General features: G+C 75.4%; 7 protein-coding genes. 1 reads left to right on the top strand and 6 read right to left on the bottom strand.

Annotated elements, in window-relative coordinates; all coding sequences use genetic code 11:
* The 6 genes from ACIQOV_RS18475 to ACIQOV_RS18450 all read right to left on the bottom strand — a co-directional run.
* Nucleotides 1-751, bottom strand: a 751-nt coding sequence (locus tag ACIQOV_RS18475; RefSeq protein WP_401049657.1) for a hypothetical protein, incomplete at its 3' end; no start/stop codon positions are given.
* 128 nt (nucleotides 752-879) lie between these two features.
* Nucleotides 880-1689, bottom strand: coding sequence for an ABC transporter permease (locus ACIQOV_RS18470; protein WP_380355618.1), 810 nt, complete (start codon nucleotides 1687-1689; stop codon nucleotides 880-882).
* Entirely contained in the window at nucleotides 1686-2684 is a 999-nt protein-coding gene (locus tag ACIQOV_RS18465; RefSeq protein ID WP_401049655.1) for an ABC transporter ATP-binding protein, read from the bottom strand. Before ACIQOV_RS18465 ends, ACIQOV_RS18470 begins: the two co-directional genes overlap by 4 nt.
* 78 nt (nucleotides 2685-2762) lie before the next feature.
* On the bottom strand, nucleotides 2763-4115 hold the full coding sequence (locus tag ACIQOV_RS18460; RefSeq protein WP_401049653.1) for an NYN domain-containing protein: 1353 nt from the start codon (nucleotides 4113-4115) through the stop codon (nucleotides 2763-2765).
* A 322-nt stretch (nucleotides 4116-4437) separates the two neighbouring features.
* Nucleotides 4438-5487, bottom strand: coding sequence for an aspartate-semialdehyde dehydrogenase (locus tag ACIQOV_RS18455; protein WP_359908324.1), 1050 nt, complete (start codon nucleotides 5485-5487; stop codon nucleotides 4438-4440).
* 114 nt (nucleotides 5488-5601) lie between these two features.
* The gene (locus tag ACIQOV_RS18450; protein WP_401049652.1) at nucleotides 5602-6489 is read right to left on the bottom strand and encodes a dihydrodipicolinate synthase family protein; all 888 of its coding nucleotides are present in this window, start codon (nucleotides 6487-6489) and stop codon (nucleotides 5602-5604) included.
* 93 nt (nucleotides 6490-6582) lie between these two features.
* Here ACIQOV_RS18450 and ACIQOV_RS18445 point away from each other — a divergent pair.
* On the top strand, nucleotides 6583-7320 hold a 738-nt coding region (locus ACIQOV_RS18445; protein WP_401049650.1), incomplete at its 3' end, for a LysR family transcriptional regulator.

The raw sequence follows: 7320 nt of genomic DNA, 5'->3' as shown, positions 1-7320 counted from the left end.
GGTACGGCCCGGCCCACGGCCCCGCCGGCGCCCCCGCCGGAGGCACCCCCAGCGGCGACTGCGCCACCGGCGCCCAGTACGGCGGCGGGTCCTCCTCGCGCTTCCCGAACGCCGCCGAGAGCAGGAGCAGCACCACCATCGCCGTCATCGGCCAGACCAGCAGCGCCCCCAGCGCCCCCAGGTCGATGCCCGCGTCGAAGTGCCCGCCGTTGCCGACCCGCCGGGCCTCGCCGATCAGGTCGTTGCCCGGCCCGAGCCAGCGCCCGATCCGCCAGGCCCCGATCGACCCGAGCAGCCCGCCGACGGTCAGCCCCAGCGCGACCGCGATGCCGCCGCCGCGCCTGCGGGTGATCAGGAAGGCGCCGAGCGCGGTCAGGATCCCCGCCCCCAGGCAGATGAGCACGAACATCGCGTCGGCGCCGGCCCGCTGCTCCCCCTCGGGGTCGGCGTAGAGGATGCGGTCCCCGTCCACCACCAGCGGCACCTTCGGCGCCAGCCAGGCCCACAGCCCGGCCACCACCAGACCGGCCACCAGGCAGGCGACCACGATCCCCGCCCCGACCCGGACCTCCGGCAGCAGCCGCTGCCCCAGCGGGGTCGTCCCGTGCCCGAGGGCGGTGGCCCCGTACGGCGGCGCGAACGGGTCGGACGCTGCGTCCGGCACCGCCTGCGCATCGCGCGCGTCGTGCACGCCGTGCGGGCCGTGCACGTCGGCGGGGGCGGGATCCGGAGGTGTGTTCGGTACGGTCACGGACCCCATCGTTTCACGACGGCCACTCGAACGACCCACCACCGTACCGACCGCCGTACCGACCGCCGCACCGGCCCGCACCGGCCCGCACCGGGCAGCAACCGCGGGACGGCCCGACGCGCAACGCCCTACCGCGAGACGGCCCGCCGGTACGCCCAGGTGGCGACGGCCAGCGACACCACGCCCACCCCCGCGCAGACCGCCAGGTCCCCGAGCACCAGCGCCCAGTCCGGATCCGGCGCGAACGTCCGTGCGAAGGCGTCCACCCCGTACGTGGACGGCAGCAGGTCCCGCAGCCACTGCACCGGCTGCGGCAGGTGGTTCACCGGCAGCACGCCCAGCAGCAGGGCCGCCGACATCCCGAGCTGCCCGAGCATCGTCGCGATCTCCTGGCGCGGCGCCAGCAGCCCGCAGGCCGCTCCCAGCCCGGACAGCGCGGCCCCGGCCAGCGGCACGACCGCCAGCAGCACCCACAGCTGCCCGAGCGGCAGCCCGAACATCACCGCCCCGAACACCGCCGTGACGAGCGTCCCGGGCAGGGTGAAGGAGGCGTACGCGGCGGCCGCCCCCAGCACCACCGAGGCGGCCGGCACCGGCAGCGTCGCGTAGTGGTCGAGCCCGCCGGTGGCCCGCAGCTTCCCGAAGTACTGGGCGAGCAGGTTCAGCGCGACGAAGGCCACCACCAGCACGCTCGACCCGGCGACCACCGACCGCGCCTCCGAGGACTGCCCGGCGTCCACCACGCCCCGCATCATCACCAGGATGCCCACGGACTGGAAGGTGGCCACGAACAGCAGCGGGATGCGCGCCACCCGTGCCCGGGCGAGCTGCGCCCGGTACACGGCCGCGAGCGCCGGCAGCAGCCTGGCCGCAGGGGCGAGCGGAGCGGGGGCGGCCGTGGACCGGTCGGTCCGCGGGGGCACCGAGAGCAGCGTCACTTGGCCAGTCCTCCGTGGCGGCCGCCCAGCTTGAGGTACGCGTCCTCAAGGCTCGGGGTGGCGAGGGTGAAGTCGTCGAGGGCGGCGAAGGCCGGGCCGGTGGTGACGGCGGCGACCAGCTCGCGGGCCTGCTCGGGGGTGGTGCGGACGGTCCAGCGGCGGCCGGTGCACTCGGCCCGCTCGCGCAGCGCGGCGACGGCGGGCACGCCGACCGGCGCCTCGTCCCGCCAGACCAGGTCGAGCCGGACGTCACCGTCCACCAGCGCCTTGAGCCCGCCGGGCGTGTCGCAGGCGATCACCCGGCCGTCGTCCACCACGGCGACCCGGTCGAGCACCGTCTCCGCCTCGATCACGTTGTGGGTGACCAGCAGCACCGTCGTCCCGTGCTCGGCGCGCCGCCGGTCCACGGCGCTCCACACGGCCCGCCGGGCGACGGGGTCCATGCCGGTGGTGGGCTCGTCCAGGACGAGCAGCGGCCGGTCCCCCACCAGGGTGGCCGCGAAGCAGGCGAGCCGCCGCTGTCCGCCGGACAGCTTGGCGAGCGGCCGGGTGGCGATCGGCTCCAGCCCGAGCTCCGTCAGCACGTCCGCGGCCGTACCCCGGGCCTGGGCCCGGGTGAGGCCGCGCAGCCGTCCGGTGGTCTCGGCGGCGAGCGCCACCGTCAGCTCGTCCAGCGCGGTGGATTCCTGCCCGAGGTAGCCGAGCAGCCGGGCGGCCCGCTCGGGGTGCCGCACGATGTCGTGGCCGAAGAGTTCGACGGATCCCGCGTCGGGGCGCAGCAGCCCGGTGAGCTGGCGCACCAGCGTCGACTTCCCGGCTCCGTTGGGCCCGAGCAGCCCGAAGATCTCGCCCCTGCGGACGGTGAGGGTGATCCCGTCGTTGGCCCGGATCTCGGTGGCGGCCGCGCCGCGCCCGCTGCGGTAGGTCCTGACCAGGTCGCGCACGACGGCGCACGGCTGGGGTTCCTCGGGTGCTCGCCCGGCCGTCTCGTTCACGACCGACGACTCTACGCGCTCGTACGGGCGAACCGGACAACGGGGCCCTGCCGACCCCCGGGCCGCCGACCGGCCGGCTCAGTCGTCGACGACCATCGACCCGCCCGGCACCCGGGCCGCCAGTTCCTTCCAGAACCCGGCCCGGATGGCGTAGCGGTCGTGCTCGTCGATCTGGTCGTCCTTGTGCGCCAGCAGCCCGAAGCGGGCGGCGTAGCGCAGCAGCTCGCCGTCCACCCGGTGCGGGATGCGCGGGTAGTCGGGCCAGAGCATGGTGAGTCTCTCGGTGTCGCCGACGCGGTCGCTCCAGCGGCGGGCGAAGACCTGCCCGACTTCGTGGGCGTCACCGCCGATGGAGGTGATGTCCTCCTCGCGGTCGGCCCAGCGCTGCTCGGCGGTGGTGAGCTGGGCGAGGGTGGGCAGGCTGTCGCCGGCGGTGACGGCGGGCTCCGGGGCGGGCCGGTCCACCCAGCCGCGGTCGGAGGACCAGCGCAGCACCGGCCCGGCCTGCGCGACGGCTCCGTGCCCGTTGACCCCGTGCCCGTTCGCGGCGTGCCCGTTCGCGGCGTGCCCGTTCGCGGCGTGGCCGGTGGCCGCGGGGCCGTTGGTTCCGTTCGCCGACGGGGTGATCGCGGTGACGGAGGAGGCCCTGCCGGCGAGGTCCTTCGGCGTCGGGACGACCTTGAGCGCGGCCGCGGCCGGCTGCGGCCGGCCGTCGGCGTCGGGATCCGCTCCCGCCGAGGCCGCGGCGGGGGCCGCGGCGGCCGAGGCGGCGGCCACCGGACGGACCACCGGCGGCACCACGGTGGGCGGGGCGGCCGGCGGGGCGGCGAGGATCTTGGCGATCTCCTGCCGGGCCCCCGGGGCCGGGAACATGCTGGAGTGCTCCCGCAGCGAGAAGGACCCCTCGATCCACTCCCGGTCCAGCACCCGCCGCTCGTCCGCCTCGCCGACCAGGTCCTCGGACTGGTTGAAGTCGCCGTCGGCGGCCTGCAGGGCCCACAGGTGGACGGCCACCCCGTGTTCCTTGGCGGTCATCATGCCGGGCAGCAGGTCCCCGTCACCGGTGATCAGCACGACGTCGGCGCAGGCCCGGTTGCGGGCGAGTTCGGAGAGTTCGGCGTGCATCGCGGCGTCCACGCCCTTCTGCACCCAGCGCCCCTCGGCCCGGGTGAGCGCGCCGAGCCGTACGGTGACCCGGGGCAGTACCCGCAGCCGCCGGTGCTCGGGCATCGGGCGCCGGTCGGGCGCGGCGTCGAACCAGTAGATCCGCAGCAGCGGCAGCCCGGTCTCGGCCTCGGCGCGCTCGCGCAGTGCGGTGATCAGGGCGGTGTGGTTCACCGTGACCTTGGACCGGGACGGATCCCCGGCGAGCAGGCTGGCGGCGGCGCCCAGCAGATATCCGGCGTCCACCAGGACGACACAGCGGTCCATCGCGCACCTCTTTTCGCTCGCCCTCGGAATCAGTCGGGTGGGTCGATTCGGGAATGGGCGGTCCTCCCGCCGTCCGGGCGTGCCGAGGTGAGGGGCCCCCGTCGTCGCCCGATCGTTGGGTCACCTTTTACCCCCGGTTCGCCCGCCGAACCTCGCCGGTTGTCCCGGCACCGCAACAGCCGCCCCGGCGCGGAGCGGACGAAAGCGAAGGCGGGCCCCGTACAACGACGAGGCCCGCCCGAGGTCACGCGGCGGTGTTCCGACCCTGTGGACGCCGGTGGTCCGGCCCGGGGGTCCGGCCCCCGCGCGGGACCGGAGGCGCTCAGCCCCTGAGCTCGGCGGCGACCAGCTCGGCCAGCTGGACGGCGTTCAGCGCGGCGCCCTTGCGCAGGTTGTCGTTCGAGACGAACAGCGACAGTCCGTTGTCCACCGTCTCGTCCACCCGGATGCGGCCGACGTAGCTCGGGTCCCGGCCGGCGGCCTGGAGCGGGGTGGGGATGTCGGACAGCTCGACGCCGGGGGCGCCGCTGAGCAGCTCGACGGCGCGCTCGGGGCTGATCGGGCGCTCGAAGCGGGCGTTGATCTGCAGCGAGTGGCCGGAGAACACCGGGACGCGCACGCAGGTGCCGGCGACCTTCAGCTCCGGGATGCCGAGGATCTTGCGGCTCTCGTGGCGGAGCTTCTGCTCCTCGTCGGTCTCGTTGGAGCCGTCGTCGACGACGGAGCCGGCCAGCGGCACCACGTTGAAGGCGATCGGCCGCTGGTAGACCTTGGGCTCCGGGAACTCGACGGCGCCGCCGTCGTGGGCGAGCGCGGCGGCGCCCAGCTCGACGACCTTGGCGGCCTGGTCCTGGAGCTCGGCGACGCCGGCCACACCGCTGCCGGAGACGGCCTGGTAGGTGGAGACGACGAGCGCGGCCAGGCCGGCCTCCTCGTGCAGCGGGCGCAGCACGGGCATGGCGGCCATGGTGGTGCAGTTCGGGTTGGCGATGATGCCCTTGGGGCGGTCCGCGACGGCCTCCGGGTTGACCTCGGAGACGACCAGCGGGACCTCGGGGTCGCGGCGCCAGGCAGAGGAGTTGTCGATCACGACGGCACCGGCCGCGGCGACCTTGGGGGCCAGGGCCTTGGAGGTGGAGCCGCCGGCCGAGAAGATCACGATGTCCAGGCCGGTGTAGTCGGCCGTGGCCGCGTCCTCGACGGTGACCTCGGTGCCCTGCCAGGGCAGCGTGCGTCCGGCCGAGCGGGCCGAGGCGAACAGCCGCAGCTGCTCCACCGGGCCCAGTCCGCCTTCACGACCAGCGCGCTCCGCCAGGATCTCGCGGACCACGCCGCCGACCTGGCCGGTGGCACCGACAATGCCGATCTTCATCTCCGACTACTCCTCTGAATGGTGCTGTTCACAGCCGCACTCTGCCCATCATGCCTTGTCACGCGGGTGGGGCGGCCTGGTGTTCCACGGTGTGAGAGGCCGCCCGGACGGACCCTAATGGTCCAGACCACTGGCGAGGGCCAGCGCGGCGTCGACCTCCGCCCGCCCGGCCGGCAGCAGCGGCAGCCGCACGTCCGGAGTCGGGATGCGGCCCTGGGCGTGCAGCACGCCCTTGGTCACCGACGGGTTCGGCGCCGTGAAGGCGGACAGCGCCAGCCCGGTCAGCCGGTGCCCGAGCGCCCGCGCCCGCGCCACGTCCCCGGCCTGCCAGGCCTCGGCCAGCTCGACGAACCGGGCGGTCGCCAGGTGGGCGGAGGCGAGGATGCCGCCGGCCGCGCCCAGCGCCAGCATCGGCGAGAGGAACGCGTCCTCGCCGGTGAGGAAGGCGAATCCGGCGGGGGCGTCGGCGAGCAGCTCGGCGGCCGTCCGGTCCAACCCTCCGGTCGCGTACTTGACGCCCACCACGCCCTCGATCGCGGCGAGTTCGCGCAGCGCGGCGGTGGAGAGCTGCTGCCCGGTGCGGTACGGGATGTGGTAGACGATCAGCGGCAGCGGGCTGCTCGCGGCCAGTGCCCGGAAGTGCGCGACCGTCCCGGCCTCGCCGGCCCGGACGAAGGACGGCGTGGTGACCAGCGCCGCCGCCCGCGGCACCCGCGCGCCGAACATGGTCAGCGCCTCGCCGACGGCCCGGGTGTCGCCGCCGGAGGCTCCGACGGTCAACTGCGCCCCGCGCGCGGCGCAGGCGGCCGCGGCGACGTCCACCACCGCGTCCCGCTCCTCGGCGGTCAGCGCGGCCGGCTCGCCGGTGGTGCCGAGCGCGACCAGCCCGGCCGCCCCGGCGTCCAGGACCTCGTGCGCCAGCTTCTCCAGCGCGTCGAGGGCGACGGAGCCGTCGGCGGCGAAAGGGGTGATCAGGGGGACGTGGATGCCCTTGAGTTCCATGTCCACGATCCTGCGGCCCGTCGATCGCCCAGGTCCAGTTCATATTTCCGACGCTTCTCGTAAGCTGAGCCGATGCTCGACTAGGCTGGCCCGATGCTGGACGTCCGACGCCTGCGCCTGCTGCGCGAACTCGCCCACCTCGGCACCATCGCGGCCGTCGCCGAGGCGCTCTCCTTCAGCCCTTCGGCGGTGTCCCAGCAGCTGTCCGTCCTGGAGAAGGAGGCGGGCGTCCCACTGCTGGAGCGCACCGGACGGCGGGTCACCCTCACCCCGGCCGGGCTGGGCCTCGTCCGGCACGCCGAGGCGGTGCTCGCCCTGCTGGAGCAGGCCGACGCCGAACTCGCCCACGCCAAGCGGGGATTGGCGGGACCACTGCGGATCGGCACCTACCCGTCGGCGGCCCGGGCGATCATCCCGGCGGTGCTCGCCGAGCTGGCCGGCTGGCACCCGCGGCTGGAACCGATGGTCACCGAGGTGGACCCGGCGGCCGTCGGCGCGGCCCTGCGGGCGGGCGAGCTGGACGTGGCGCTCGTGCACGAGTACGACCTCGTCCCGGCCGACCCGGAGCCGGGCCTCGCGGTGACCCGCCCGGTCTTCACCGAGCCCATGTACCTGGCCGCCCGCACCCCGGGCACCGTCGCCGAGCAGCGCGGCGCCCCGTGGATCATGTCCCCGCCCGACACGCTCTGCCACACCATGGCCGTCCGGGCCTGCGAGGCGGCGGGCTTCGCGCCGCGCATCCGGCACCAGATCGACGACTTCACCACCGTGCTGGCCCTGGTCGCGGCCGGCCAGGGCGTCGCCCTGGTCCCCCACCTGGGCACGGCCGGC

The organism is Kitasatospora sp. NPDC091257 (genome assembly GCF_044757675.1).
Taxonomy (GTDB): domain Bacteria; phylum Actinomycetota; class Actinomycetes; order Streptomycetales; family Streptomycetaceae; genus Kitasatospora; species Kitasatospora lactacystinica.
This window is presented reverse-complemented; position numbering and strand designations above follow the sequence as displayed.